The sequence below is a fragment of the Clostridium algifaecis genome (assembly GCF_017874415.1).
Lineage (GTDB): Bacteria > Bacillota > Clostridia > Clostridiales > Clostridiaceae > Clostridium_B > Clostridium_B algifaecis.
Genome location: NZ_JAGGLM010000006.1, coordinates 86,896 through 111,534 on the forward strand (window position 1 = coordinate 86,896; position 24,639 = coordinate 111,534).

The window sequence follows — 24,639 nt, forward strand, 5'->3', positions numbered from 1 at the left end:
TTAAGATATAATTTTATACATTAGCAGAGCTATACACAGGTCTTACTCCTGCTCCTACTAATTTATTTATATCACACATTAAATTTTCAAATCTTTTTGGAGTTATAGATTGCTGTCCATCACACAATGCATTTTCAGGATCATTATGAACTTCTATTATAAGTCCATCAGCCCCAACTGCTACTGCAGCTTTAGCAAGTGGTTCTACCATCCACCATAACCCTGCAGCATGACTTGGATCAACTATTACTGGCAAATGACTTAATTTCTTTATTGCAGGAATTGCACTTAAATCCAAAGTATTTCTAGTATAATTTTCAAAAGTCCTTATTCCTCTTTCACAAAGTATTACATTTTCATTTCCCTCTGACATTATATATTCAGCAGACATTAAAAGCTCTTCTATAGTAGCTGAAAGTCCCCTTTTTAATAATATTGGTTTTCTTGTTTTTCCAAGTTCTTTTAATAGATCGAAATTCTGCATATTTCTAGCCCCTACTTGTATTATGTCTACATCTTCAACAAATTTATCTATCATATTCGGAGACATTATCTCAGTAACTATTGGTAATCCAGTTTCTTCTCTTGCTGTCTTTAAAAGATCAAGTCCTCTAGTTTTAAGCCCCTGAAAACTATATGGTGAAGTTCTTGGTTTAAATGCACCGCCGCGTAAAAATTTTGCCCCACTTTTCTTTACACTCTTTGCAATTTCAACTATTTGTTCTTCGCTTTCCACAGAACAAGGTCCAGCAATAACTGCTAAATCACTACTTCCACCTATAGATGCACCATTTATATCAACAACTGTATCTTCTGGATGAAATAATCTATTTGCCAATTTATAACTTTGTTGAACTTTTAGTACTTTTTCCACATATTCATTTGCCTGAATTTTTCCCACCTCAACTTTTGATGTGTCACCTATCAATCCAATAACGCAATAATTCTCTCCATCAGTTACACTTACTTGAAAACCTTGATTTTCTAATTTTCCCTTTAATACTAAAATCTCTTCCTTTGGTGCATGTGGTTTCATTATAATTACCATAGTTAATATTCTCCCATCTTAATTTTATTTTAATTTGTACCTTTAAAAGAGCTCTTTCATTTTAATATTACTTTATATAAATCAATTTATACTCCGGATTATAAATTGATATAAAACTAAAAAAGCAGGGCTCCTAATGAGTCCTGCTAATTAAAATACATTAATTACTGTTTTAAGATATATACTCTAAGTACACATCACGCATTTATAATTATTAATCTTCTCATTAGAAACGAATTGAATATTTTTTTATAGAAAAAATAACCAGCACTAAAATAATAATAGCCCCAGCTAAAACTAAACTCAAAGTAAAAGTTTTTGTTTAATTTTTCAATTCCCTTTCCAATGATATTTTTCATAATAAATAATCCTCCAAATTTCGTTTATCCTTGTCAATAATTATATCAGTTTAATTTTCTATGTCAATATAAAATTCTAAAATTTTTATTAATTTATTTTTGATGACCCAAATTCTGAAATAATACTGTATAATGTATAATTATATAAATACTATAAAAACTATTATATTATAGGGAGTGATACGTTTGAATAATCTTTTAAATAAACTTTCATATTATTTTAGAGATTCTTATGGATTTGATAAACTTTCAAAACATTTATATATTGCAGGTATAATACTTTCAATTTTCAGGAGAAGTTCTCCATTAGGATTTGTATGTATAATATATGGTACCTGGAGATGCTTTTCAAGAAATAAATATAAAAGGTATCATGAACTTCAATCTTACGAAAATTTTATCGCACCTATAACAAATAAATTTGCCGGACTTACAAATTCAATTAATCAACGTAGATATTATAAAATATTTAAGTGTCCAAATTGTTCTCTTAAAATGAGAGTCCCAAGACATAAAGGCAAAATCACCATAACATGTAAGAATTGTAAAACAACATTTAAAGGAAGATCATGAATTAATAGATTGCAAAAATGTTCTTTTAACTTTCCAATATTTATGATAATGTTTATTTATACATTAATGTTATATTTTAATTAAGAAAGGGTGATTTAAGTGATTAGAAGAATATTTTCGGCTATATTGATATCTATTTTTATTTCATGTTCAAATGCTTTCATTGTAAACGCACAGCCAAATACCACTACAGCGCCAAAAACGACTTCTGTTGCTGCATCAAAGCAAACTTCTATAGCTGTAAATATTGATGGTACTATAATGCCGTCCCAATATGTACAACCCTATATAAGCTCAAACTCCATAGTTATGATTCCTCTAAATGCAATAATTTATAAACTTGAGAATAATCCAACTATGAAGATAGAAAATGGTAATGTAACAATAAAGGATAGCTCAAATACAATAAATTTCAAAAATGGCGATAATAAAGTAACTATAAATGATAAAGTTATTACTTTATCTTCTGCTTCTACTATTAAAGATAATATAGCTTTCGTACCTATTCAATTCATAAGCGAAATATTAAATAAAACAGTAGATTGGAATAATGATACAAACACAGTTAAAATAAACACTGTATATAAAAATACTGAAAATTATTTTAACAATTCTCAATTATCAGGTCGTTATAATGATATTTCAGGAAAATTAAATACTTATTTAAATACACTACAAAATACTGATAATTTTCACGGCAGTGTACTTGTAGCTCAAGGTGGAAATATACTTCTTGACAAAGGATATGGAATGACAAACTTTGAACAAAATATTAAAAATACACCTCAAACTACATTTCCTATAGCATCAATGACAAAACAATTTACTGCTATGGCAATTATGCAGTTAGTCCAAAAAGGTGTTATTACTGAAAATGATACTTTATCTAAATTTATTCCTGATTTTCCAAGGGGAAATGAGATAACAATAAAGGATCTTCTAACCCATACTTCCGGTATTATAAATTATACTAATCTGCCAGAATTCTGGAATATGAAAATAAATGATTTAAAAAATGAAAATAATATAATTAATTTATTTAAAAATAAACCACTTCAATTTAAGCCGGGAAGTGTTTTCAGTTATTCTAATTCAGGGTATTTTTTACTAGGATATATAGTTGAAAAAGTAAGTGGAATGAGCTATGAAAATTATCTTAAGAAAAATATTTTTGAACCACTCGATATGAAAAATACAGGTATAGGTTATAATGGAACAGACAAACTATATACATCTACAGGTTATACTGGATACTTGGATATATACCCTGTTAGCGATGAAGTATCAATCAATGGTCTCTACGGTGCAGGTGCTTTATATTCAACAACAGAAGACCTGTATAAATGGGACAGAGCATTATATACAGAAAAATTAGTAAACAATAAAACAATGAAAAAAATCTTCTCCAAATATGTACAAATTTCAAAATATGGACCTTATTACGGTTATGGATGGATGTTATCCGACAGCAAATATGGAAAAGAAATCTTTCATGGAGGTAATGTATTAGGTTTTACAAGTAATATAGAGAGATATCCAGACAAAGATTTAACAATAATTATACTTACAAATTCCGGTTACTACGATGTAACCTCACTTACAAATGTTCTGGCAGATATATGCTCTGGAAATAGCTATGAGCTTCCATCAGCAAAAAGAGTGGTAAAAGTTGATAATGATACATTGAAAAAATATGCTGGGAATTACAAACTTGATGACAATCAAGGTGAAATATCTATAGAAGCGAAAGATACCCATATTTACTGGGAACAAAATAACGGCCAGGTAAAATATGAAATTTTTCCAGAATCACAGAACAAATTTTTCATGAGAATTGTGAATGCTGAACTAAAATTCGATATAAATAATAAAAATCAAGTTACAGGATTTGAATTATCACAGTCAGGTGAAAATGTACATGCCGATAAAATTAAATAATCCTATATGAAAATATATGAAAAATGCATCAGATAAATCTAATGCATTTTTCTATATTATCTTAAATTTTAAATTTCTGTACTAAATCATTCAGTCTTTGTGCTAGTTCAGCCTGGCTTTGAGCTGTTATGGCTACCTGTTCTGTAGCTTTTTGAGACTCATCAATACCTTCCTGTATTGATTCTGCATTTTCCGATGACTTTTGCTCATTTAATGACATATTTTGTATAGCTTCACTTACCTGACCAATAGTCGCAGCCAATTCTTCTGACATAGATGCTATTTCTTCCGACATTTTACTTACAAACTCAGCATCATTATAGTACTCATTTCCCATGTTTCCAAACATTTCAAGTTGTGGATTAACTTCATTATGTATAAATGTCAGCACCTCATTACTAGTATTTGATAAATTAGAGAAAGCTTCATTTACTTTTTCTATAGTATCTTGAATTCCCGTAACTGCTTTTGCAGACTCTTCTGCAAGCTTTCTTACTTCTTCTGCCACTACTGCAAATCCTTTGCCATGCTCACCAGCACTTGCAGCTTCAATAGCTGCATTAAGTGCAAGCAAATTTGTCTGCTCTGCTATACTTGCAATAGTGCCTGCCATTGTCTTTATATCTTCTACTACTTTTCCATCTTCTATAGCTTTTAATGTTTTTTCTTTCTTTTCTTCATATAATTTTTGTGTAATTTGTATGGAAGACCTTCCTTTGTTCTGTACATCAATAGCTCTTTCTTTGGATTTATTAGCGCTGTTACTTCCATCCATAGCTTTTTGAGATAGTTCATTTACACTTGAATCAATTTCTTCTATAGATGCAGTTATTTCCTCTGATGTGGCACCCGTTTCCTGTATACTGCTTGCTATAACTTTTACCGAGTTATTGATTTCTTCTGATTTAGATGAAATTTCTTCTGAAGTTGCAGATAATTCTTCACTTGAACTGCTCATTTCATCAGAGTTTTCCATAATAGTTTTAATTAAATTTGAAACATTATCCTGCGATACATTAAGTGCCTTAATAGCTTGTCCGAATTCATCTTCTCGTGTTACATCAATTCTTGTAGAAAAGTCAAATGTGGCAAGTTTCTCTGCCATTCTTTTAATTTCTAAAAGTGGTTTTGTAATATGTTTTGCCATGATAATTCCAATTAAAATTGAAAGGATTAAAATAATTAAAATAGTCAAGCTTACAAATATGTATGAAGATTTATACTGTGACACACTGTCATTATAATCATTCGAAGCTAATTTTACATTTAAATTTATATCTTCATCAAGTATAGAAATCATTTTTGCCCTATATGACTCCGACTTAATAAACTCTTCTTTTGCACCCGAGTAATTTCCCTGTTTAGCTAAATCAATAACCTTTTGCCTTGAAGTTCTCCAATTTTCCAAATATTGCTCAAATTGTCCAAATAATTTTTTATCTTGTTCAGTTACTATGGTAGCTTTATATTCTGACATTAGTTTGGTATCTTTATCTGTCTGACTTTTAATTTCATCTAATATACTTTTCAAATTATCCTTATTTGTTGGATCAATTGAAATAAGCAAATCTCCTCTTATTGTCATTAAATTTGTTTTCAATCCTTGAAGAATGTTTGTACCTTTCAAATCTACATTATACATATTATTTATATTTCTATTTATTTTACCAATTTTGATAATAGATACAGCACCAACTATAACTGTAAATATTGTTACTACAATAAATGCTATCATAAGTTTTTTAAATATTTTTAAATTTTCCAATAATTTCATAATGCAATCCTCCTTTAGTATATAAATTTTTAGCTTGTTAAATATGTATAATAATAGCAACACTGATTTTATAATTATATCATGGCACAATCATATATTAATAGAGCAAATTTATTAATTTTATAACAATTTACTTATAATTTTCTATTTATCATATGATTATATTGAAATTTTAATATTTATTTCCTAATTTATATTTTTAATCCATGTTCTTCGTCTATATTGACATATTATAGAATCAATCATATAATGTATGAGGTATCAATTAAACATTATATATATTGTGAAGATGGGAATAAGTAAATTATTACAAATTTCAAGAGAGAAACTCACCTGGTGTAAGAGTTTTAAATGAGAATAATTGAAATGCCTCCCTGAACTCTGAATTGAAATTTACCAGTAGATTTTAGTGGGTATGCCCATTATAGCATTGAGGTATTTTGTACCAAACAAATAAATTTGATTATTATGTATAACATAATAAACAGAGTGGAATAGCAGAAAAACTCCTGTCTCTGAATAGAGGCAAGAGTTTTATTTTATATTCTATTTTCATTATAAATATAATACTGGAGGAATAAATATGATAAGAATAAAAAATCTCCATAAAAAATTTAATGGAGTCGATGTTCTAAAGGGTATTAACCTTGATGTAAAAAAAGGTGAAGTTGTAGTTATAATTGGACCTTCTGGTACAGGGAAATCAACTTTATTAAGATGTATAAATTTTCTTGAAGCTCCTGAAAAGGGGTCAATAGAAATTGAAAATTTAAAAATAGATGCTGAAAAAGCTAGTAAGTCAGAAATACATGAACTTAGAAAACATACATCTATGGTTTTTCAAAATTATAATCTTTTTTATAATAAAACTGCAATTGAAAATATTATGGAGCCTTTAACACAGGTAAAAAATATGAACAAAAATGAAGCAGAAAAAAAGGCTTTTGAAATATTATCAAAAGTTGGACTTCAAGATAAAAAAGATTATTATCCATCAAAGCTTTCGGGAGGCCAGCAGCAAAGAATAGGAATAGGACGAGCAATGGCTGTAAATCCTGATATAATGCTTTTTGACGAGCCTACATCAGCTCTTGATCCGGAACTTGTTGGAGATGTACTAGCTGTAATAAAAAAGCTTGCAGAGAAAGATACAACCATGCTTATAGTAACTCATGAAATGAGATTTGCCAAAGAAGCAGCTGACAGAGTTGTATTTATTGATGGAGGGACTATTGTTGAACAGGGTACACCTGACGAAATATTCAATAATCCTAAAAATGAAAGAACAATTAAATTTTTAAAACAAGTTGAACTTAAATAAAAATAAGGAGTTATAAAAATGAAATTCGATTTAGTATATTTTCTTAAAATATTTCCAGATTTAATTAAATATCTGCATTATACAATCTCTATGTCTATCATATCAACATTAATCGGTTTTATAATAGCAAGTATTTTTGTAGCAATAAAGCTTTTAAACATCAAAATTTTAACAAAAATAATCAATGTGTATATATCATTTTTTAGAGGTACACCTCTCCTTGTACAATTATTCATATTTTACTATGGTATACCTCAAATAATAAAACCACTAAAAAACATATCACCTTTTGGTGCAATGATAATTGGCTTAAGTTTATGTGGTTCTGCATATATGACTGAAATTATAAGAGGGGCAATAGAATCTGTGCCTAAAGGTCAATTGGAAGCCGCATTATCTATAGGTATGACCCAATTGCAGGCATTTAAAAGAATTGTATATCCTCAAGCCATTAGAATAGCTGTACCAGGTATAGGAAATGAATTTGTGGATTTATTAAAGAGTTCTTCTCTCGCATTTGTTCTTGGACTTACAGAAATTCTCGCGAGAGCTCAGATGGATGCAGCTTCAAGCTTTAAAGTTATGGAAACTTATTTAGCTCTTGCTATAGTTTACTGGATAGTAGTTGAAATATTTAATTTCATTCAGAGAATAATAGAGAAAAAATTATCAAAAGCTTATTCATAATTTAAATATATTATTTTTATAATGGGGGTCTAAAAATGAAGAAAAAGATATTAACACTAATTTTAACATCATTACTGGCAATAGGAGTATTAAGTGGATGTTCCAGCAGTAGTACTAGCAGTACTACTTCATCAAATGATTCAAATACAATTAAAGTTGGAACTTCTACAGATTACAGGCCTTTTGCATTCATAAACCAGGGTGAAAGCCAGGACAAAGTAAAAGGATTGGAAATTGATGTATGGAATGAAATAGCTAAAAGAAACAACTGGAAAGTACAATATGTGATTGCCAACTGGAATGGTCTTATAGGAATGCTTGATTCAGGTAAGGTAGATACTATTGCCCATCAGGTAACAATAACTCCTGAGAGAAAACAAAAATACTATTTTTCAGATCCATATGTATATTCAGGAGTTCAGCTAGCTGTTAAAAAAGGAAATAATTCTATAAAATCTTTAAAGGATTTAAACGGAAAAACTGTAGCCGTTGAATCAGGAATGAACTTTTACAAAGCAATAGAAAAATATAATAGTCAAGGTGGATCTGTAAAAATAAAGCAATATAGTGATTACAATTCAATTTTTTCAGAAGTAAACCTTGGAAGAGCAGATGCTTTAGTTGAAGATAAACTTGCAATAATGGATACAATCAAACGTTCGAATTACAATCTTCAATTGGCAGAACAACCTATAGAAAAGATGCAAAATGCTTTTCCAATGCTTAAAAATGACCAGAATAAACAAAAAATAGAAAAAATAAATAAAACATTAAAAGCAATGAAACAAGATGGAACATTAAAGAAGATATCAGAAAAATGGTTTGGTTCGGACATAACAACTGATAAATAATAAAAATTCATTAATACTAAAAAACAAAAATATTAAAAACACTATAATTTTAATGATAACTAGATAGAAGCATTGTTATGCTAATATCTAGTTATTTTAAACTATTCAATATAAAATATTCCCATTTATTAAATCATATGGATAATCATACAATATTTTTATAATTTGAATTTTTCTAAACTTTCATCAATTTCTTTTGCAACCTCATTAAAATTTTTCACCATACATTTTTTTACTTCATTAATAGGTATATTTAAAAATGTATTTAAAATTCCACTATCAAGCTGCGTACCAGCACATTCTTTCATAATTCTAATCGCTTTATTATGTTCCATTCCATTTCTATAAGGTCTATTTGTAACTAATGCAGAATAAGTATCCGCAACTGCTATAATTCTAGATTGTATGGGAATATTATCCGCATCTATATGATAATATCCTTTTCCATCCATACGTTCATGATGATATAGTATCCAATCTGATATTTCATTAAAACCACTTATAGGTTTAATAATATCTCTGCTCATTTTAGCATGAGTTCTCATTATATTCATTTCAGAATCACTCAATTTACCTGGTTTATTCAATATATACTCTGGTACCCCTATTTTGCCTACATCATGTAAAAGTCCTGCATATTCAATCATTTTCATATTAAATTTTTTTGATAAATTCTTACAGATTAATATACTTAAATTGGCCACATGCTCTGAATGTCCCTCAGTATATTTATCTCTAACTTCTATAGCCCTTGTCAAAGACCTAATTGTTTGCATATATGTTTCATCTATTAGTCTTAACATTTTAGATTGAATTATTATTCCTATAAATACAAATATGGCCCCCAAAAATAATATAACTCCAGTAAGAAGTAATCTAATTATTATGATGCGTCCTCTTATTGTACAAAATGCCATTAATAAATATCCGAATAAGAAAAAACATATTAAAGTTAAATGGATTTCACATAATATGTTTATAGATTTTCTTCTTTTAACAGGTATTAGTTTTAATTTCTTATATATGTTAAAACTTATTTTTATGTTGACACTCATAATAACTGCACCTAACACAATTAATATGAAACTTGATATTAAATTTGGATTCATTTTCTGCCCCCTTGTTTATATTTTTAAATTTAATAAAAAAAGCCACCAATTAAATTAAATAATTGATGGAAAAAAATTCATCATAATCTCCAAAATCAGATAAGCAAATTATATCACTATATCAGAAATTAATAAACCTATAAATTTATTTAATTATCTTTAAATTTACATATACTTTCAAGATTAAAAATCTCTTTCACAAAAATACATTCATGCTAAATCACTAAAATTCTTCGTAGGTCCTGGGATCCTGCTTGTTATTTCTTCCTGATTCACGGGTAAGTTGAAAAATTCCTTTCATTTCTTCTTCTGACAATTCAAAATCAAAAATATCCATATTTTCATGCTGGTGCTTGCTTGAAGATGCTTTTGGAATTGGAACTGCCCCAAGCTGCAGGTGCCAGCGTAAAATTACCTGTGAGACAGACTTTTTATGAGTTTTAGCTATTTTATTAATAATTTCTTCTTTAAGTATACTATTTCCTCTTCCAAGCGGACTCCATGACTCTGTTACAATTTTATGTTCTGAGTCCCATAGTCTCTGTTTCTCTTGATTAAAATATGGATGGAGCTCAATCTGATTTATGCTTGGAGCTTTACCTGTTTCTTTTATCAATCGTTCTATATACTCCGGAATAAAGTTACAAACACCTATTGATCGAATCAGCCCTTGATTTTTTAATTCTATCAGAGCTTGCCATGCCTCAACATATAAATCCACTCTGGGGTTAGGCCAGTGAATCAAGTATAGATCATAATAATCAAGTCCAGCCCTAAACAATGACTCCTGAACCGTTACAATTGCCTGCTTATACGAATGATGACGTCCCGGCAATTTGGAAGTAATCAAAAGTTTATCTCTTGATACAGAGCTTTGACGAACTGCTTCACCTACGGTTCCTTCATTTTCATAATTAAATGCGGTATCAATCAATCTATATCCCATATCAATTGCGTTTTTTATTACTTCTACTCCATCAGTACCATTTAATTTATAGGTTCCAAAGCCAATGGAAGGTATTTTTAATCCATCATTTAACTCCATTTCTTTGATTTTTTCCATTTAATATACACACTCCTTAATCTCTATAATTTTTGTATTTTTAATCCCAAATTATAATTATTGGATTATTTTATACATTTTATTTCCTAGTTTAATACTTCACTCATATGTAAAGTTCTCCTTTTTTTATAATTATAATTCATAAGCAGTGTCAATACAATTTAATCTATAAATTTGTCTTTTGTCCCTTATTTTATTCAAAAAAATAAAAGCATTAACTTTTAATAATTGGGTAAATGCTTTTATCTTTTTATTATCATCTCATCCAACGAATAACACCACATGCTAATCTTCTGCCAGATCCCCCTGCTGGCTGTGTTCTATAGTCATCTGGACCTTCGTGTATTATTACAGATTTTCCTACAACTTGAGCAACTTTAAATTTATTAGTAAAAAAGGTCATTCTAGCATAGCCGTTATTTGAAAATAGAACCGGAAAATCACCTGCATGGTTGCCATGAGGCTGATTGGTTGGATTCCAATGTCCTCCTGCAGCTGTAAATGGTTCTCTAGAATCGCCTATACTACAGTTTCCATTTTCATGTATATGAAATCCATGAGGTCCAACTTGTGGTCTGCCTCCTCCTGCAGGTCTATATTGTGGAAGTCCATTAATCTGAACAGAAACTTCAGTTCCTCCTCTTACATCTGTAAATGTTACATTACCTCTTATATTAGGTGCCAATGGTCCTCCTGTTATATTTGCAACAGCTCTTCTAGTCCGCTGCCTATCCATATTTTCATCATTCCTATATCCATAGTAAGTATAGTTCAAAAAAGGACATCGTGCATAATTAAAGTTCATGAATACCTCCAAATTTAAATATTACAATTAATTTATTTTATTCATTTAATTGTAATTTGTTACAACTATGGATAGATTATAAAGGTATACTAATTAGGATGTATTTTAAATTATCTGAATAATTTACTAAGTATATCTTTATGTAAAAGTATAAAACTAATACTGATATGGAGGTGTTAATAATGAGTAGAAAACCTTTAGTTCCAGGGGCTAAAAAAAAGTTAGAAAAACTAAAAACAGAATATGCAAATGAATTTGACGTTAATTTTAATAATGGCAGCAAAGCTGACAATCCTTCCAAATTAAATGGAGCCATTGGAGGACCTGTTGGTGGATTAATGACTAAAAAAATGGTAGAGGCTTTTGAAAAAAATTTAATTAATAAGTAACCCTCATTTTCAACTTATTATTAGAGAACGTACTTAGATTTGTGTAAATCAAATCTAAGTACGTTCTTCTGATTCTTTAAATTTAAATATTTCTAATATATCATAATTCATTTGAAAGTTGAGTTAGCATATATTTTAATTTTTACGACAGATTTTTTCCAGCATAAATCTTTGATTTAAAGAAAAAGAATATTATTATTAAAATTGTAAACAAAGGTGAAATGTATTCAGGTACTTCAATATGAAACCCTTCAAGAACCATAACAATGCCAAGACATAGTACCGAGTACATAGCACCATTTTTAAGATAAATATATTTTTTAATTTTCTCTATACTTCCCATTGTAATCTTTCTAACAACAATAGCCCCTAGACCATTCCCCACTATAATTAATGGAATTGACATTGTAAATGCAAATGCCCCTAAAACTCCATCAATTGAAAAGGTAGTATCTATTATCTCCAAGTACAATATTTTGCTTACATCGGACATTTCGCTAGTATTATTAAGCAACTTTTTCTCGTTTTCTTCTGCATTTTTTTTAAATCCATCGGTTATAAAAAATGCAGATGATCCAATTACAGCTGATAAAGCAAGTACTGGATTGTATTTTAAAGCTAATGCTACAATACCAACTAAAATGATCGAAACAACAGCATAAAACCAAGTACCATTTTTAAGAAAGAATTTTTCAGTTACAAGTCCTAAATGCTTATCTTCAATAAATAGCCAATGAAGAAACAAGAATATAAGAAATACTCCACCTCCAAGCATAAGTATAGGCGTTGAATATTCTATAGATTCTATTATATGTGGATCATTGGAAAAAGTTGCAGTTAATGCTCCTATAGGACCAAGGGATTGATTTGTAGCCCATACAATAGCCCAAGGCAATAATCCCCTTACTACAAATACTGCAAATAATATTCCATATAATAAGAACCATTTTTTTGCCTTTTCAGACATGGTTGATAGAACTTCAGCATTTATTACAGCATTATCTATACTTGAAACTACTTCAAATAAACATAAGCCTATTGTGATAAAAATGATTGATATAATTCCCATAAAATTAATCCTTTCAAATAAAAATTTCAGTTTTTAAATAAGTAAGTATATTATTATTTACTTTCTTTTTTTATATATTTACCTTTTAAGTTTTAATAATATAAATTTGCGATTGTGTCTTAATTAATTCTAGTATATCATGAAATCTAAGTAATTAAATCATTGAAGTATAGCAACTAATTCGTATTATAAGTTAACTCTTATCTGCTTTAACTTCAAAATATCTGTGCTTGCTGTAATTTCCATGTACCATGCAAATCTTATCTTTTTATTTGACGGACCAAGAGCTGTCCATTGTGTCTCAGTTTAAAATTCTTTCAATTTCTTTTACTTTCTGGATATTTTGAACATAAAAAAACTAGCTCAATATTCAATATACTAAACTAGTGTTATTTTAAAATATGACTACTCCATTTAGGAATTATATCTCTTTTCCATTTAATTACTCCATCACATATATAAGCTATATGCCTAAATTTATTTGTATTATCATATATATTTATTTCATTGCATAAATCTGATATCTTTTTTAAGTTGTCCAATGATTCATAATATCTTCTTTCTATAACTTCTTCTGGAATTCCGTGTCTACCTTTTGAAACTCTAATTTTAACTCTTTCTTTAGCAACATCAGGATTATCAACCCCAATGTAATTCATCACTACATAAAAACCTTCCTGCCTTGCTTTTCTTATATTTCTAACAATACTTTTGCCTTAAAGAGTAGTTTCTTGGTTAAATGATATATTGTTTTTAATATAGTAATTTATAAGTTTTACAGCCTCTCTTGCACACTTAATTTGAAGATTGCTATCTTTCCACGAACCTATTCTTGCCACCATCTCATCTGTATTTATTCTTTTTTCATTTTTGTCTCTTTCACAATAAATAGACTCATATATTGATGTTTTTCCAGCCCCATTTACTCCTGCAAATATAGTATAAGTAGCCATTACTTTTTACCTATTACTCTTTCCTGTTCCTTTTGTAGTACCAAATCAGATAATGTAATTATAAATGAGAAAAAATGAATACAAATATTTACAGTATATATTTATAATATCATTAAGCAACTTTCATAGTTTTTAAAACAGTCTCAAACGAAATACCATTTTTAGCAGATTCATATATCCATTGAATATTATCTTTTTTAACCTGATTTCTCCTTAATATAAGTCCTTTTCCGAAGGAATCATTGACATTCTCATGTATTGAACAGTAAATATATGTCAAAGAAATCAATAATAATATTCGATCAATAGATTTGGTAGATCTAACTTGATATTTATTAATACCTAGGTTATTTTTTGTCTGCCTGAAAAATATTTCTATGGGCCATCTTTTACTATAATACTCAAGGATAGTTTTGTTATCTAATTCTATATCGGTACACAGAAAAGCATGAAGTGCTCCATTTTTTTTAAAAGCACTCTTGTGCCAGCATAGTAAAACTACTGCATTATCAATACCATTAAGATTACCTTCATAACGATAAACCCAGTATTTAGAATTGTTTACTGTAACGAGGCAAACATCATTCTTTTCAATATATTGAGTAAATTGTTTAATCTGAATATGAAATCCTTGAGGATAGATAATGCGATTAGTTTTTAAAGCACCTATAAGATGATAACCTTTTTTTAAATGAGCATTTATAACCTGTTTATTTGTAAACCACGAGTCACAAAGGCCGTAGGCTGCGCCTTTTGATGAAGGAAGAGTTTCTGCAATATCGCAGACCATCTGTATTTTACTCTTTTCACCTTTTTTATAACGTTCAATGGAATATGGCAGTACTTTTTTACCGCATGAAAGCATAGTTGCAAGCAGCTGGTGTCCATATACCTGTTTTCCTTTTAAATGCGAGTGATGAAAACTTGCTTCCGCAATTGGATTAATAGCCTTTGACTGGGGCTTAGTTTTTTCAGAAATAGTATCATCATAAATAGCAAATATAGGTAAACTGGATGATGAACATTCATAAATTGTACGCACAACAAATTTTCTAATTGCTCTCCATGCAAAAGTAATATTCCAGACACCCTGGCTTAAAAATTTACCGAAAGTAGTTCTATGGCAGTTAGCAAGGCTTAAAAGAACAATATCCGTTACTGTTCCTTTATAACCTTTTTGAATAGAACCTTTTATAAATTGCTCAATATGTTTTAACACAGGTTTTGAGAAGTATAATAAAAATCCAAGCTTAAATAAAAATTGATTAATAGGTGACTTTTCTGTTAAAATGTTTTTATGAGACATCTACTTCACTCCTGTTGTTAAAATTTTTCTGCAAATTAATTTATACAACAAAATGTGAGATTTGTCTCTATTTTTTTATAAATTTTTAACTGTAAATATATGTTATGAAATTTTCTCAACTATAGTAATGTAATATAAAAATCCTGTTCTTCTTTCGTTTTTGCTTTTTTAAATAGTTCTTTTAGATCTTTATATGAATATCTCAAAAATTGCTCATATAAGTTATTTTGTTGATTTATCTTCTCCATAATAATTCCTCCAACAAATAATACTTTTATTATATTATAGCCTAATACATCACTTATATAAACAATTTTCCGTCTATCCTATAAAATCTTAATTGTTTATACCTTTTTAATAAACCCCGTATATATCATAATTTGCACTTCATTTTCTAATTTTATTTTAACAGTTATAGGTTTTTCTCCTACATAACCTACTACCCAACTACATCTTCCATAGTCTTGCATTTTTTAACCTCTTCCTTATAATTAATATCTGGTATTTCGAAATCCTTCATCTGGAATTCCTCCTTAAATTTATTTAAGTATATTATTCCAAATATACCAATTAACTATACGAAAAAATGTCAGTAGATTTGGTTTTTACACAAATCTACTGACATCCCCGAATAGACATAAATCTCATTAAAAATCATGAATTTCTATTACTAAGAGAAGGTCATAGAATTCGTCAATTTTCAGATAACTTATTTGATAGTACAGGACTTAGGCCAAAGATATTTCTTGAAAGTAGAAGTGTAGAAACTTTATTAAGAGCTACATTCAATGCCTTCTCCTCATCTGAACTTATATCAACGACTACGCATTCAATTTCCTTAGCACCTTCCTGCTTTAAAACCTTAAATCTTTGATGTCCTCCCACTATGTTCCCTGTTTTCTTATTCCAAATTACTGGTTCAACATAGCCAAAGGTTTCAATTGATCTTTTAAGTTTTTTATATTTGATTTTTAGCCTATACCCTCCTATGGAATTTTGCGATTTTTTACAGGTCGGGGACCACCCAGCCTTTCCGGCACAACTCCAATCTTTCACCTCTAAAATATTTTGATGCATTAAAAAACCCCCGGAATTTTACCGAGAGTTTGTGTTTTTTCAATAGTTAATCAATTTCTCCTGCATATTTTAGAATCTGATTATATAATTTTACCGACATTCTAAATCCATTTTCTATTAGTATATCTAAATATTTCTTTACGCTTTCAATCTTTTTATATTCTTTTGACAATAATAAAATTCCCATTAATCCAATTGATCTTAATAACATTGTTTCTGCAAAATGCCTAGCTGATCTATCATCAATTATTACTCTTTTTATTTTTAATTCTTTTGCTGCAACCATTACTTCAAGTTCTCCTCTATGAAGTCTTCCATATAACTGCTCCACCAAAAGCTTATTTTTTACACTATATATTTTTATATGATTATTTTTAACGGCTTCAATTAATTCCTTTGACCCTATTTTTCTAATCTTTTCATTTATTGTTACTTCTTTATAAACCTCTTCTGTAATATAAACTTCATCAAAAATTTCCCATAGTAAATCTAATTTCTTAATAATACTTAATCCTATAATTGGACTTGAATTACATACAGCTTTAATCATTTCTATTTTCTCCTAGTTCATCTTTAAAATCTTTTACTGCAATTTCATCAAAACGAAATTCATCTTCTGTATATTCATTCCATGGTATATTTTTATTCTTAAGTAAAGTCATAAAATCTGCAAGCTCCATTTCTGCTATTTCAGCTGCACGTGCTAATGATACTGACTTACTTGTAAATAATGCAATTGCTATAGATATTGTTATATTATCATTTAAAGATTTTGAAAGGCCTAAATCTTCTATAAGAGGTATTAAGTCATTAGATAAATTTAAATCAACTTTTACTTTTTCAGAACTCATTTATTTCACACCCTTAATTTAATTAAATCACATGAACCCTTTTATTTATTATACCCTATAATATAAATAATTTGAATTGTATATTTATCTAAGCACTGCCTGTATTATTTTAATTAGCTGTTTTTTGCTAAGTGCTTGTAAGTATTCCTGTCTTTTCTTATATGAACATTCTTCAAGGCTTTTTTGATTTCTACCTTGCTTTATAAAAATTCCTGATAGTTTCAAGTCATCTCTATTTGATTCTAAGTAATGCCTTCTCCAAATATTGTAATACCTAATTGCATTATTTTTATTAATACCTCTTGCAACAGGCTTTTTAATAGCATCAGATCTATTACACATTTCAAAGCTATTACAAAGATTATATATTTTTTCTAGGTCTATCATTTTTATTAACCCTCTTACTTTTTCTTATACATTTTGGTAACATACAAAATACATGATTTTCATCTATTTTGTCGCTCCATACACATCCTCTACATTTATTCATAATTCCTCCAGCAATAACAAAAGCCTCAGAACATAAGTCTGAAGCCTTAATTTTTTGTATAATAAAAGCCCTAAGAGTTCTATCTCTCAAGGCCACTAATTCTTATTCTTTTTCTATACTACTATAATAACACATATGAACCGGACAAAACGGACAAGTTTTAAATTTTTTACTCATTATAAGTTATTTATTTTATTAAAAAGATCTGTGCTGTAGTCTCTAATATCAGATATATTCAACATATTATACTTCATCTTTATTTCATTAAAGTACTTTCCTATTAGTTCTTTATTAATAATTCTATCTGACAATTCATTATCATCTAATCCTTTTCTAGTAATTCTCCAAGGCTTTTCACTATGAGTCATTTTCTCTAAAATCTTTCCGCTATAACATCCTAAGTTTATAATTATGCTGTCAATCATATCTCTTTCCATTTTAGTTAGTTCTATATCACTAAATTCGATATTTTCTTCAATAGGATTGTATCCATAATTTTTATATTTATGATAGATATCTTTATATACCGGGCCATGAACCCATGCTTCACAATCATTATTAAATAAATATTGTTCATTAAAAACTTTATAGAACCCCTGACAATAGTATAGCAATTTTTGCAATGCCAAAGGTGTTATATCTATACTTTTATATAAAATATATTTAACTATGCTGTCTATTTTATCCTCATTTTCTATAGTAAGTGCTCTTTGGTCTTCTTCAATTTTTTCTATAGATAATTTACAAAGATTATATGCTCTTTCAGAAATTCTACCTTTATTCTGTTCTAACATTTCAATCATATATGATGGATTTTCTAAGATCCTTTTTAATATATCTGAATATTGTTTTGTTGGAATATCTCCATTTAAATATCTAGTTAATGTTCCTTCTCCCCACCCTAATAGCAATGATAATGGTCTTTTACCAATATCATATTTATTGAGTATATCCTCTATCTCTGAAACAAGAATTAATTTTTCTTCTTTTCTATAAGCTTTATCAAGCATTTTTAAATTATAATCTCTAATATCAGATACAAATATTGGTTCTCCGCATTCATTACAATAGGTTTCTTTACCTTTATATTTTATATTTTTACCTTTAATAGACTTATTTTTATCAACTTCTTTAATTGAATATTCAATCATGTCATGGCATTTTTCACAAAAACCCAACATTTTGAATTCCTCCTTATTCGCACAAATTTACTATTTTATTTAAATAAATATTTAATTGGTTTATTTCTTTTATGAAATGATATAACTATCATAAAATCATCGCCTTTTCTTGTTTGAGTAATATTTGTTTTAATATATATGTCTACAAGTTCTAAAGGTCCCCAATTATCTAATTTGTGTTTTTTACAAAATATGTATAACTTCTCATATGAAAATTCTTTTTTATAGTTATCAACAGCATAACAAAAGTCATCATACTGAATGCCTAATAAAATTTCTTTTTCTTTTTTACTATCTACCTTATAATCCTCTATAAAATCTATATTTTCCTTTCTATTTTTATTTTTGGATATAATATATCTTCCCTCAAGAATTAATTTTCTAAAATTATCAAGGTATTCCTTAATTTCATCTGAAGTAAAATCTATATACTTCTTTGTTTCTGTATTAAAAGAACTCAATTTACAATCTCTCCTTAATAATATTATAGTTCAATTATATATTAAATATACATATTTCACAATATTTTTGTATTAATTGATACATTTATTTTTTATTTGTGTATCATTAGTTTGATAGTTTTTCTTTAAGGCCATCAATTTTTTTATACTAAAAAAGCCATGAGAAATTCATTTCAAATAACTAATACTTTTTTTATTTTTATAATGTTATACATACAAACTCTATAAATTTTAACTTTTAATTTCTAAACTAGTCGAATTCGACCAGTTTAGAAATTAGCTTGTCTTATTTTTTCTTAAAAATCTGTCATGTGCTTTTCTTCCTTTTCTTTTGATGCTTGTACTTCTTTAGGTTCTTCTTTTATTTGAACCCCTGTTTTCATTTGTGGTAATGCTTCAGCTAAAGCTAGTAAAGCATTCATAATATCTGGAGAATCAACTCTCACCCTAATATTAATATCCATCTATAACACCCCTTTCTTTTTAGATAAAGTATCTACTGACTCTTCTGGAAATACTCTTAAAAGTCCACTTGCAACCTTGCGGCCTACGCCTCTTTTTCCACTAAGAACCCTGCTTATAGTTCCTTTTGATACATTAGCCTTGGCAGCTAACTTATTTTGAGATAAACCATTTACCTCCATTAGTTCTTTCAATTTTGAAAAATTTAAATCCATAACTATCCCCCTCTTGTGTTATCTTTTATGCTTGTTAGCTAATTTGCTAACATAGAGTTAAAAAAGTATGTACTTAACAGCACATTAGCAATACGCTAATTGTGCTGTTTCTTCCCTTACAAGTTTTAATTGCCTCAGCCTAATTGAAGCTGCCTGTATTGATACGTTAAATATTCCAGCAAGTTCTCTTGACATATCATTTGCAAATTCATAAGTATCAAAATCTCTATCTAAAGTTATATAGCCATCACCAATACCGACTTCTTTAAATATGTTTTGTGCCGCTATTATAAATGTTCTTTTAGGCATTATCAAACATGATGATGTATAATTTGCCTGCCATTCCATCCAGTCATTGTCTGTTTTAAATGTTCTTTTCTCTGAATAATCTTCAAAACTTCTTTTCAGACACTTTATTGATTTAGCTTCTTCATTATCTAGCATATTAAATTTATCTAGCATATTAAATTTATTTAGCATATCAAAAATATTAAGCTGCTTTTCATGTGTCTCAAACATTTCTCTATGAAGTATCCAATGACCACATTCATGTCCGTTAGTAAATCTGCATCTTCCTTCTTGATCTTCTGTAAGTAAATCATTGTTTATAACTACAGTACCTTTTTTCACATATATATCCTTTAGAGTATAAACCAGGTCAAGTGGTTGAAGTAGATTGGAGCGGTAAGCATATGGAAATTGTAAATATAGATACAGGCGAAATTACAAAGATTCATCTCTTTGTAGCCTGCCTACCATATAGTCAATACGCATATGTAGAACCTACTCTAGATGAAAAGCAAGACACCTGGCTTAGATGCCATATCCATATGTATGAGTTTTTCTCAGGTGTTCCTGTAAAAACTGTATGTGACAATCTTAAGGTGGGAGTTGTAAAGCATCCGAAAGAAGGAGATATCATACTTACAGATGCCTATGAAGCTCTGGGAAGCCATTACGTTACTGCTATAATGCCTACTGGAGTAAGAAAACCTAAACAAAAAAGCTCTGTAGAAGGTACCGTTGGTAAAGTAGCAACTGCTATCATTGCCAAATTACGTCAACATACTTTTTATTCAGTATATGAATTGAAAGAAGCTGTTTCAAAGGCTTTAAAAGCATTTAATAATGCACCATTTCAGAAGCGTCAGTACAGTAGAATTGAGGTCTTTGAGGAAGAAAGAAGCTACCTTAGAGAGCTTCCTAAAGTTCCTTATGAAGTAGCTGGATGGGAGTACAATCACAAAATATATCCTAATAGCCACGTATGTATCGAAAAGAATTATTATTCTGTGCCATTTGCTTTCGTTGGTCAATATGTGGATGCAAAACTCACAGATAGTGTTGTAGAAATATATAATAATCATAAGCGTATTTCTACACATCCAAGATTTCCGCTTTATGTGAGCAACAAATATTCTACCCATAAAGAAGATATGTCTGATGCCTTTAGTCAACCTGAAATGAATGATATCCGTTTGAAACAATGGGCAGCTAGTATAGGTGCTCACACAAGCGAAGTTATTGAGCGTATATTTAAAAGTGTAACCATAAAAGAGCAAGGTTATAACTCTGCTCTATCAGTTTTAAAATTGAGTAAGAGTTATTCGGAGGAACGTCTTGAAGCTGCATGTGAAATAGCTTTGCCTATGACACGTGTACCTCGTTATAAACAACTTAAGTCAATTCTTGCTAGCAATCAAGATGTTATCTATCTTGAGAAGAAAAGTGCCCATCTTAAAACAGTAGAGTCAAATACTAATTCTCATGGCTATATAAGAGGCTCAGAATACTATGGAGGTGGCAGATATGATAAGTGATGAAACCAAACGAAAGCTTAGAGAACTAAACCTCGATGAAATGGTTGATATATTAAAAATACAAGGTGACGATCAACCTCTCTATACAACCATGACGTTTGATGAAAGAATAACTTTAGCTATAGATAGTCTATACCAGTGTAAAAATAACAAACGTTCAAATCGTTTAATGAAGCAAGCTCGATTTAGGTTTGCAGATGCGGATGTAAACTCAATTTACTATGCAAATAGGGGGCTTGATAAAAATCAAATTATTGAACTTTCAACCTGCCAATACATGCGTAATAACTATAGTGTTGTGCTTAATGGTTTCACAGGTTCAGGTAAAACTTTTTTAGCTTGCGCATTAGGAAAAGCTGCCTGTAGACAGTTATATCGAGTACGTTACATAAGAGTACCAGAACTTTTAGAGCTTCGTGCTGAAGCTGCTCTGCAAGGTAAAGGAATTAGCAAACTAGTAAGTAAATTTTCTAACTATCATCTCTTAATACTAGATGAATGGCTCCTACAAGAATTATCTGATGAAGATGTTAGATTCATTTTTGAACTTACAGAAAAACGATATGATTGCCATTCAACCATATTTTGCACCCAGTATAAAGTGTCAGATTGGCATACTCGATTAGGTGGCGGCACTGTAGCTGATGCTATTTTAGACCGTATCGTACACAAATCCATTCGTATTGATACAGGAAGTATGAATATGAGAGAACATTTTTCAGAAAAAACACTTTTATAATCAAATTTTTAAGGTGCCGCCATTAGGCGGTACCAACAAGTGAAACGATGGTTTTTTACTGTGAATAGATAGTTTCAAAAATATGAAACTACGGTTCTAATGGAGCGTAATATTCACTAAGCATATAAATTTAGATTCGCACTTTAATATGCTCATTTTTATAATAGTAATTAAATTAGCTAAAAAATCTTTTTTCTATATCTTCTCTTCCCCTAATCATAAGATTACTATAGTTTAAAAAATCATACTTCTTCTTTTCAGTTTCTAAACTTTGAATTAGGCTTGCCCTTTTTTCCATAGTAGCACAACCTATAATCAAATTTTGAGTAATCTTCTTTTCACTAGCAAAATCAAATAATTTATTCAAATACAGTATAATATTATATTTGAAATTTTTAGGTCCAACTTTTATTTCATAAAATTCTGCATCTTTAGAATTATATCCTGCAATGTCAACTGTCTTTTTAGTACAATCAATATTGTGATAAATATCTTCATAAATAATTTCTGTTTTATCTATAATTACTTTACAACCACATTCCATAATACTATCTCTTTTGCAATAAATTGGGGCATACTTTTCTTTCATAATTACTTCAAATAATTTACCTCTAAAATCATTTATCTCTTCATCATTTCTTGATTTATTGTATGTATCTGAAATTTCTTCACAAAAGCTCTCTATATTTTCAATATCAAAAATTTCAGCATATTCCTGCGTTTTCTCTAGCCACTCTCTAAAGCAAGCTTCAAAATACTCTTTACTTCTAAATTTTAATAAAAAGATACATAATATATCAAAAATTTCTTCGCTATTTATATATTTTGATATTCTTCGTGCTCTATTTTCTATCATTCTGGTATACTCATTATTTTTATCAAGAACTTGAAGTTCCACGTTACCAAGACAAGACATTTCTATTCCTCCACATTCTTTCTTTCCTCGTTCATTATATCCATCATTTTATTAATATTTAGAGCTGGAAGAACAATTGGTGGAAGTCCCATTTTGAGCATAACATTGTTTATAGTTTCTCTTGCGTAAGCCCAAAGCATAGGTACGCTTTGTATTTTAAGATAAAATTTCATATTTTTTTCTTCAATTGGTCTTATAGCTTCACATAATCCTCTATAATTTACCTCTATATAAAAAAGCTCATTGTCCTTATTTTCAAATTGTACTTTTACTTTCAAATATGATATACCTCTAGTGCTAGATATTACTGTACTCTCATTTTTTAATTCTATATGTAATGGCAGTGGTGTATTTATTTTTTTACCAGTATCAATTTTCTCATTCAAATAACAATTGATGCCTATCATTTGAATATTTTTTAATTGTATATCATGATACAAAGTTCTATCAAGTTTCATTGTAATGCCTCCCTAATATTATAAAAAGAAGCCTGCAAATCTGTAGGCTTCTCCAAATTATTAATAAAATTCAAACTTAAGCAATCCGTTTCCCATGGATTGTAATCACCTAATTCAATGTCATACAAAATTGAATTATCTTCATCTTTTACACTTTTCCTAGTATTATTTCTTATAACAAACTTATTAACTTTAATAAAAGGATCTATTAAACCCTCTGTTAAAAAAGTTTGAATAGTTTCTGGATCATTATATACAGAATCTTCAATAAGGTAGTTATAATATTTTAATACTTTAAAGATTTTATCACTTTCATAATTATCTGTATTTAAACTTTCTATAAAATTAATAATATTGTTTAGTCCTTCACCATCTTTAAAAAACCAATCACAAAAAGCTTTAATATCTACATCTTGCTGATTGTCTATATATTCTTTTAAGTCATAGATGTTTTTTAAACTACTAAAACTAAAGTTCATATTCTTATTTTTAATATATTTTTGAAGGAAATAGAAATAATTATAAACATAATTATAACCTATAAGTTTATCAAAACTAATATCACTTGAATTATCAATATCATTAATATCTTTTTTTTCGAACAAAGTACTTTTTTCTTGAAATTCTACAGATGAAAAAGTATATGAATCTTTTAACCAATTATGAATATTCACGATATCCATATAATTTTTAATTATCATACACCCCATCCTCTCTTTCTATA

Annotated in this window: 29 protein-coding genes and 2 pseudogenes; 8 read left to right on the forward strand and 23 right to left on the reverse strand. The window is 28.8% G+C overall.

Annotation, left to right across the window (positions count from 1 at the left end; genetic code table 11):
* Positions 1-13 precede the first annotated feature (13 nt).
* Complete coding sequence (gene aroF / locus J2Z42_RS06530) at positions 14-1,048, reverse strand: 3-deoxy-7-phosphoheptulonate synthase (RefSeq protein ID WP_209701846.1); 1,035 nt, start codon at positions 1,046-1,048, stop codon at positions 14-16.
* Positions 1,049-1,584: 536 nt separating this feature from the next.
* Between aroF and J2Z42_RS06535 the strand changes: the two genes are divergently transcribed.
* Together J2Z42_RS06535 and J2Z42_RS06540 are read left to right on the forward strand one after the other, a co-directional pair.
* Positions 1,585-1,980, forward strand: a complete 396-nt coding sequence (locus J2Z42_RS06535) for a hypothetical protein (RefSeq protein ID WP_439897317.1) — start codon at positions 1,585-1,587, stop codon at positions 1,978-1,980.
* Between the two features lie 99 nt (positions 1,981-2,079).
* Complete coding sequence (locus J2Z42_RS06540) at positions 2,080-3,918, forward strand: serine hydrolase (protein WP_209701848.1); 1,839 nt, start codon at positions 2,080-2,082, stop codon at positions 3,916-3,918.
* 61 nt (positions 3,919-3,979) lie between these two features.
* Here the strand turns inward: J2Z42_RS06540 and J2Z42_RS06545 are convergent, their stop codons facing one another.
* Complete coding sequence (locus J2Z42_RS06545; protein ID WP_209701849.1) at positions 3,980-5,692, reverse strand: methyl-accepting chemotaxis protein; 1,713 nt, start codon at positions 5,690-5,692, stop codon at positions 3,980-3,982.
* Positions 5,693-6,275: 583 nt separating this feature from the next.
* Between J2Z42_RS06545 and J2Z42_RS06550 the strand changes: the two genes are divergently transcribed.
* Genes J2Z42_RS06550 through J2Z42_RS06560 form a run of 3 tightly spaced genes read left to right on the forward strand, consistent with a single transcriptional unit; the run spans position 6,276 to position 8,551 of the window.
* Positions 6,276-7,013 carry an amino acid ABC transporter ATP-binding protein gene (locus J2Z42_RS06550; protein WP_209701850.1) on the forward strand — a complete coding sequence of 246 codons (738 nt, stop codon included), beginning with the start codon at positions 6,276-6,278 and terminating at the stop codon, positions 7,011-7,013.
* An 18-nt stretch (positions 7,014-7,031) separates the two neighbouring features.
* Entirely contained in the window at positions 7,032-7,700 is a 669-nt protein-coding gene (locus J2Z42_RS06555) for an amino acid ABC transporter permease (protein WP_209701851.1), read from the forward strand.
* Between the two features lie 35 nt (positions 7,701-7,735).
* Positions 7,736-8,551, forward strand: coding sequence for a transporter substrate-binding domain-containing protein (locus J2Z42_RS06560; protein ID WP_209701852.1), 816 nt, complete (start codon positions 7,736-7,738; stop codon positions 8,549-8,551).
* A gap of 158 nt (positions 8,552-8,709) precedes the next feature.
* Here J2Z42_RS06560 and J2Z42_RS06565 read toward each other — a convergent pair whose 3' ends face one another.
* From J2Z42_RS06565 to J2Z42_RS06575, 3 genes are all read right to left on the reverse strand, one after another.
* Positions 8,710-9,660: an HD-GYP domain-containing protein gene (locus tag J2Z42_RS06565; protein WP_209701853.1), complete on the reverse strand. Its 951-nt coding sequence runs from the start codon at positions 9,658-9,660 to the stop codon at positions 8,710-8,712.
* Positions 9,661-9,883: 223 nt separating this feature from the next.
* Positions 9,884-10,723 carry an aldo/keto reductase gene (locus J2Z42_RS06570; protein WP_209701854.1) on the reverse strand — a complete coding sequence of 280 codons (840 nt, stop codon included), beginning with the start codon at positions 10,721-10,723 and terminating at the stop codon, positions 9,884-9,886.
* Between the two features lie 256 nt (positions 10,724-10,979).
* Entirely contained in the window at positions 10,980-11,459 is a 480-nt protein-coding gene (locus tag J2Z42_RS06575; protein ID WP_501039603.1) for a superoxide dismutase family protein, read from the reverse strand.
* Between the two features lie 251 nt (positions 11,460-11,710).
* Between J2Z42_RS06575 and J2Z42_RS06580 the strand changes: the two genes are divergently transcribed.
* Complete coding sequence (locus J2Z42_RS06580; RefSeq protein WP_209701856.1) at positions 11,711-11,917, forward strand: small, acid-soluble spore protein, alpha/beta type; 207 nt, start codon at positions 11,711-11,713, stop codon at positions 11,915-11,917.
* 142 nt (positions 11,918-12,059) lie between these two features.
* Here the strand turns inward: J2Z42_RS06580 and J2Z42_RS06585 are convergent, their stop codons facing one another.
* From J2Z42_RS06585 to J2Z42_RS06640, 15 genes and pseudogenes are all read right to left on the reverse strand, one after another.
* On the reverse strand, positions 12,060-12,986 hold the full coding sequence (locus J2Z42_RS06585) for a DUF475 domain-containing protein (protein ID WP_209701857.1): 927 nt from the start codon (positions 12,984-12,986) through the stop codon (positions 12,060-12,062).
* A 389-nt stretch (positions 12,987-13,375) separates the two neighbouring features.
* A pseudogene (locus tag J2Z42_RS06590) lies at positions 13,376-13,939 on the reverse strand (ATPase).
* Positions 13,940-14,051: 112 nt separating this feature from the next.
* On the reverse strand, positions 14,052-15,245 hold the full coding sequence (locus J2Z42_RS06595) for an IS701 family transposase (protein WP_209701858.1): 1,194 nt from the start codon (positions 15,243-15,245) through the stop codon (positions 14,052-14,054).
* Between the two features lie 119 nt (positions 15,246-15,364).
* On the reverse strand, positions 15,365-15,493 hold the full coding sequence (locus J2Z42_RS14655) for a hypothetical protein (protein WP_281063529.1): 129 nt from the start codon (positions 15,491-15,493) through the stop codon (positions 15,365-15,367).
* A 96-nt stretch (positions 15,494-15,589) separates the two neighbouring features.
* Positions 15,590-15,715: a hypothetical protein gene (locus J2Z42_RS14660; protein ID WP_281063530.1), complete on the reverse strand. Its 126-nt coding sequence runs from the start codon at positions 15,713-15,715 to the stop codon at positions 15,590-15,592.
* A gap of 295 nt (positions 15,716-16,010) precedes the next feature.
* Positions 16,011-16,211 (reverse strand): annotated as a pseudogene (locus J2Z42_RS06600) (ParB N-terminal domain-containing protein); the annotation flags it as partial.
* Positions 16,212-16,368: 157 nt separating this feature from the next.
* Positions 16,369-16,872, reverse strand: a complete 504-nt coding sequence (locus J2Z42_RS06605) for a PIN domain-containing protein (protein ID WP_209701859.1) — start codon at positions 16,870-16,872, stop codon at positions 16,369-16,371.
* Positions 16,865-17,173: a UPF0175 family protein gene (locus J2Z42_RS06610; protein ID WP_209701860.1), complete on the reverse strand. Its 309-nt coding sequence runs from the start codon at positions 17,171-17,173 to the stop codon at positions 16,865-16,867. Before J2Z42_RS06610 ends, J2Z42_RS06605 begins: the two co-directional genes overlap by 8 nt.
* An 84-nt stretch (positions 17,174-17,257) precedes the next feature.
* Positions 17,258-17,560 (reverse strand): hypothetical protein, encoded by a 303-nt coding sequence (locus tag J2Z42_RS06615; RefSeq protein WP_209701861.1) that lies wholly within the window; start codon positions 17,558-17,560, stop codon positions 17,258-17,260.
* Positions 17,535-17,663, reverse strand: a complete 129-nt coding sequence (locus tag J2Z42_RS14665) for a hypothetical protein (RefSeq protein WP_281063531.1) — start codon at positions 17,661-17,663, stop codon at positions 17,535-17,537. The genes J2Z42_RS06615 and J2Z42_RS14665 overlap by 26 nt, the downstream gene beginning before the upstream one ends.
* A 176-nt stretch (positions 17,664-17,839) precedes the next feature.
* Entirely contained in the window at positions 17,840-18,844 is a 1,005-nt protein-coding gene (locus J2Z42_RS06620) for a type II TA system antitoxin MqsA family protein (protein ID WP_209701862.1), read from the reverse strand.
* Positions 18,845-18,879: 35 nt separating this feature from the next.
* On the reverse strand, positions 18,880-19,305 hold the full coding sequence (locus J2Z42_RS06625; protein ID WP_209701863.1) for a hypothetical protein: 426 nt from the start codon (positions 19,303-19,305) through the stop codon (positions 18,880-18,882).
* A gap of 296 nt (positions 19,306-19,601) precedes the next feature.
* Positions 19,602-19,769: a hypothetical protein gene (locus J2Z42_RS06630; protein WP_209701864.1), complete on the reverse strand. Its 168-nt coding sequence runs from the start codon at positions 19,767-19,769 to the stop codon at positions 19,602-19,604.
* Positions 19,770-19,982: a helix-turn-helix domain-containing protein gene (locus J2Z42_RS06635; RefSeq protein WP_209701865.1), complete on the reverse strand. Its 213-nt coding sequence runs from the start codon at positions 19,980-19,982 to the stop codon at positions 19,770-19,772.
* A gap of 84 nt (positions 19,983-20,066) precedes the next feature.
* Positions 20,067-20,612: an ImmA/IrrE family metallo-endopeptidase gene (locus J2Z42_RS06640; protein ID WP_209701866.1), complete on the reverse strand. Its 546-nt coding sequence runs from the start codon at positions 20,610-20,612 to the stop codon at positions 20,067-20,069.
* A 2-nt stretch (positions 20,613-20,614) separates the two neighbouring features.
* On the opposite strand from J2Z42_RS06640, the gene istA reads away from it, so the two are divergent.
* Positions 20,615-21,802 (forward strand): IS21 family transposase, encoded by a 1,188-nt coding sequence (gene istA / locus J2Z42_RS06645; RefSeq protein WP_342590003.1) that lies wholly within the window; start codon positions 20,615-20,617, stop codon positions 21,800-21,802.
* Positions 21,792-22,541 carry an ATP-binding protein gene (locus J2Z42_RS06650; protein WP_209701868.1) on the forward strand — a complete coding sequence of 250 codons (750 nt, stop codon included), beginning with the start codon at positions 21,792-21,794 and terminating at the stop codon, positions 22,539-22,541. The genes istA and J2Z42_RS06650 overlap by 11 nt, the downstream gene beginning before the upstream one ends.
* A gap of 175 nt (positions 22,542-22,716) precedes the next feature.
* On the opposite strand, the gene J2Z42_RS06655 is transcribed toward J2Z42_RS06650, so the two are convergent.
* The 3 genes from J2Z42_RS06655 to J2Z42_RS06665 are packed head-to-tail and all read right to left on the reverse strand — an operon-like array spanning position 22,717 to position 24,616.
* Positions 22,717-23,457, reverse strand: a complete 741-nt coding sequence (locus J2Z42_RS06655; protein ID WP_245331520.1) for a hypothetical protein — start codon at positions 23,455-23,457, stop codon at positions 22,717-22,719.
* A gap of 2 nt (positions 23,458-23,459) precedes the next feature.
* On the reverse strand, positions 23,460-23,915 hold the full coding sequence (locus tag J2Z42_RS06660; protein WP_209701869.1) for a protein-export chaperone SecB: 456 nt from the start codon (positions 23,913-23,915) through the stop codon (positions 23,460-23,462).
* Entirely contained in the window at positions 23,912-24,616 is a 705-nt protein-coding gene (locus J2Z42_RS06665) for a hypothetical protein (protein WP_245331521.1), read from the reverse strand. The genes J2Z42_RS06660 and J2Z42_RS06665 overlap by 4 nt, the downstream gene beginning before the upstream one ends.
* Positions 24,617-24,639 lie beyond the last annotated feature (23 nt).

Bases quoted from the DNA above. Each gene is read 5' to 3' on its own strand.
- J2Z42_RS14665 (WP_281063531.1), bottom strand. From the start codon at position 17,663: ATGAATAAATGTAGAGGATGTGTATGGAGCGACAAAATAGATGAAAAT.
- J2Z42_RS06665 (WP_245331521.1), bottom strand. From the start codon at position 24,616: ATGATAATTAAAAATTATATGGATATCGTGAATATTCATAATTGGTTA.
- J2Z42_RS06550 (WP_209701850.1), top strand. From the start codon at position 6,276: ATGATAAGAATAAAAAATCTCCATAAAAAATTTAATGGAGTCGATGTT.
- J2Z42_RS06565 (WP_209701853.1), bottom strand. From the start codon at position 9,660: ATGAATCCAAATTTAATATCAAGTTTCATATTAATTGTGTTAGGTGCA.
- J2Z42_RS14655 (WP_281063529.1), bottom strand. From the start codon at position 15,493: ATGGAGAAGATAAATCAACAAAATAACTTATATGAGCAATTTTTGAGA.
- J2Z42_RS06660 (WP_209701869.1), bottom strand. From the start codon at position 23,915: ATGAAACTTGATAGAACTTTGTATCATGATATACAATTAAAAAATATT.
- J2Z42_RS06620 (WP_209701862.1), bottom strand. From the start codon at position 18,844: ATGTTGGGTTTTTGTGAAAAATGCCATGACATGATTGAATATTCAATT.
- J2Z42_RS06555 (WP_209701851.1), top strand. From the start codon at position 7,032: ATGAAATTCGATTTAGTATATTTTCTTAAAATATTTCCAGATTTAATT.
- J2Z42_RS06630 (WP_209701864.1), bottom strand. From the start codon at position 19,769: ATGGATATTAATATTAGGGTGAGAGTTGATTCTCCAGATATTATGAAT.
- J2Z42_RS06615 (WP_209701861.1), bottom strand. From the start codon at position 17,560: ATGATAGACCTAGAAAAAATATATAATCTTTGTAATAGCTTTGAAATG.
- J2Z42_RS06595 (WP_209701858.1), bottom strand. From the start codon at position 15,245: ATGTCTCATAAAAACATTTTAACAGAAAAGTCACCTATTAATCAATTT.
- J2Z42_RS06575 (WP_501039603.1), bottom strand. From the start codon at position 11,459: ATGGATAGGCAGCGGACTAGAAGAGCTGTTGCAAATATAACAGGAGGA.
- aroF (WP_209701846.1), bottom strand. From the start codon at position 1,048: ATGGTAATTATAATGAAACCACATGCACCAAAGGAAGAGATTTTAGTA.
- J2Z42_RS06570 (WP_209701854.1), bottom strand. From the start codon at position 10,723: ATGGAAAAAATCAAAGAAATGGAGTTAAATGATGGATTAAAAATACCT.
- J2Z42_RS06580 (WP_209701856.1), top strand. From the start codon at position 11,711: ATGAGTAGAAAACCTTTAGTTCCAGGGGCTAAAAAAAAGTTAGAAAAA.
- J2Z42_RS06635 (WP_209701865.1), bottom strand. From the start codon at position 19,982: ATGGATTTAAATTTTTCAAAATTGAAAGAACTAATGGAGGTAAATGGT.
- J2Z42_RS06610 (WP_209701860.1), bottom strand. From the start codon at position 17,173: ATGAGTTCTGAAAAAGTAAAAGTTGATTTAAATTTATCTAATGACTTA.
- J2Z42_RS06585 (WP_209701857.1), bottom strand. From the start codon at position 12,986: ATGGGAATTATATCAATCATTTTTATCACAATAGGCTTATGTTTATTT.
- J2Z42_RS14660 (WP_281063530.1), bottom strand. From the start codon at position 15,715: ATGCAAGACTATGGAAGATGTAGTTGGGTAGTAGGTTATGTAGGAGAA.
- J2Z42_RS06650 (WP_209701868.1), top strand. From the start codon at position 21,792: ATGATAAGTGATGAAACCAAACGAAAGCTTAGAGAACTAAACCTCGAT.
- J2Z42_RS06545 (WP_209701849.1), bottom strand. From the start codon at position 5,692: ATGAAATTATTGGAAAATTTAAAAATATTTAAAAAACTTATGATAGCA.
- J2Z42_RS06655 (WP_245331520.1), bottom strand. From the start codon at position 23,457: ATGTCTTGTCTTGGTAACGTGGAACTTCAAGTTCTTGATAAAAATAAT.
- J2Z42_RS06560 (WP_209701852.1), top strand. From the start codon at position 7,736: ATGAAGAAAAAGATATTAACACTAATTTTAACATCATTACTGGCAATA.
- J2Z42_RS06605 (WP_209701859.1), bottom strand. From the start codon at position 16,872: ATGATTAAAGCTGTATGTAATTCAAGTCCAATTATAGGATTAAGTATT.